The organism is Streptomyces sp. WAC05292 (assembly GCF_003949955.1).
GTDB lineage: Bacteria > Actinomycetota > Actinomycetes > Streptomycetales > Streptomycetaceae > Streptomyces > Streptomyces globosus.
In genome coordinates this window covers 1-2,112 of record NZ_RPSE01000642.1, presented here as the reverse complement: position 1 = coordinate 2,112, position 2,112 = coordinate 1, and the positions used below count along the sequence as shown (strand labels likewise).

1 protein-coding gene is annotated in these 2,112 nt (G+C 78.2%); it reads right to left on the bottom strand.

Annotated elements, in window-relative coordinates; genetic code table 11:
- Positions 1 to 23: 23 nt before the first annotated feature.
- Positions 24 to 2,084, bottom strand: coding sequence for an IucA/IucC family siderophore biosynthesis protein (locus tag EF903_RS31980; protein ID WP_125548458.1), 2,061 nt, complete (start codon positions 2,082 to 2,084; stop codon positions 24 to 26).
- Positions 2,085 to 2,112 lie beyond the last annotated feature (28 nt).

The following is a 2,112-nucleotide window of genomic DNA, read 5'->3' as shown; positions in this document are numbered from 1 at the left end:
TGTCGGTGGAGGGCATCGGTCGCTCAATCGTGGAGGGGGTTGGAGAGGGTGACGTAGACGGACTGCGCGTCGACGGGGCCGACGAGTTCGTCGAGGCCGCCCAGGCGGGTCAGCAGGTTCGCCTTGCAGCGCAGGGTGGGCGAGTCGAGCAGCAGCGCGGGCAGCGGCCCGAGGCCGCGGGCCCGGCCGAGGAACCGGCGGAAGGCGGCGAGGAGGACGCGCTCGTCGGCGAGGCGCTCGGAGCCGAAGGCCCCGATGAGCCCCAGCACGTTGTTGATGCCGAGGTAGTAGGCGAACCGCTCGTCGGTGACGGCGTCGGAGACGAAGGTGTCGCTGGCCCTGCCGATGCCGGGGAGCCGGTGCTCCAGCTCGGCGCGCCGGGAGGCGCGGAAGTAGTAGCCCTGGTTGTCGCGGTATCGGCCGCCGGCGGGCCAGCCGTCGGGGTCGAGGACGACGAGGGTGTTCTGCTGGTGGGCTTCCAGGGCGATGCCCGCGAGCGCGTCGAAGGCGAGGACGGGCCTGACGACGTGGTCGAGGTAGCGCAGGAACCACTCGGCGGACACGGCGGCCGGGGTGCGCCCGGTGGCGGCGGCGAGCCGGTGGACGGTGTCGGCGAGGCGTGACCGCATGCCGGGCCGGCCCGGCCGGGGGCGGGGCGAGGTGAGCGCGGCGACGCACAGGGCGTCGTCGCCGGGGCGGAAGGGGTTGTGGCGGAGGACGGCGTCGAGCCCGGGGACGGCGCTGCCGTCCGGGGCGTCGACGGCGACCCAGGCGGGGTCCCGGACGATGTCGAAGCCGGGGTGGGCGGCCTGCCACTGCGCAGCGAGGCCGGTCCGGAGCAGCCGGTGCACCTCGACGCCGCGGTGGAGCTCCTTGCGGAGGTTCTCGCGGCGGGAGTTGGTGATGCGCAGGCCGAGGGAGAGCTTGAGCATCACGGGGGTGCCGGGGCGGGCCACGGTGCGGACGGAGGAGGTGGGGTGCCACGGCTCGCCGTGCGGGCCGAGGTCGTGCAGGAGCCCGCCGTCGAGGAGGGCGGCGACGGCGGGGCGGTCGAGCAGGTCGCGGGCCTGCCAGGGGTGCAGGGGAAGGGGGGTGGTGCCTTCGGGCGCCGGCAGGCCGGGCGCGAGGCGGGCCAGGAGCCGGGCGGCGGACATGGGGCGGCCGCGTTCGGTCCAGGCGGAGTCCGTGGCGAGGGCGCCGGGTGCGACGGCGAACCAGTGCAGGGGGAAGGAGCCGTGGAGTTCGGGTGAGTAGCGGCGGGCTTCGGCGTCGGAGAGCCCCTCGCGGCTCTTCGGGTCGGGCTGGAGGGGGTGGCCGAGGAGCAGGGACTGTTCGGCGGTCAGGAACGCGTCACCGTCGACGGGCGCGGGCGGCCGAGGACGTTCGCGACGGTCGGCGATGAAGTCGGCGGTGCGGCGGACCGAGTCCGCGACCCGGGCGACGAGGTCGGTGGCGCCGGGCGCGCCGCCCCCGGCCTCGCGGGCGAGCAGCGCGGCGAGGGTCACGGCGTCCAGGTCCGGGGCACCGTCGGGGGCGCCTTCGATCCGGGCGGCGCCGAACCGGTGCCACCCGGCCGCGGACCAGTGGCGCACGCCGACGACCACAGCGGTGCCGGATGCGGGAAGGGGGATGCGCAAGAGGGTGCCGGCGGGCCCGTCGGGCCGGTCGGGCCGGTCGGGCCGGTCGGCGCTGCGCTCCCGGACCCAGCACCGCAGGAGGTTCTCCACCGCCGCGGCATCGGCCTCGGCGGCCGGGTCCCGGTGACCGGGCAGCTCGGGCGACTCGGGCGACTCGGGCGGCGGCGCGGGCTGGTCGCCGCCCGCCCGGTCGTGCCCGCGCAGTCCGCCGTGCTTCTGCCGCGGCACCCGGTTCTCCTCCTCTTCGCCCTGCGGCCTGCCCGCCGCGCCGAGGGGCGCCGGCCCCTGCCCGGGCCGCGCGGCCGGGGCAGGCGGCGGCGCGGCGGCCGCGGTCGGCTGGTCCGGCGAGGCGGCCGTCGGGGCGGGCCGGCCCGCCGCCGCGGACTGCCCGGCAGGAGCCGGGGCACCGCCTGCGTGCGGGGCCGAGGTGGCTGCCGGCGGCGGCAGGGGGGCCGGGTGCCGGCCGTTGTGCGGG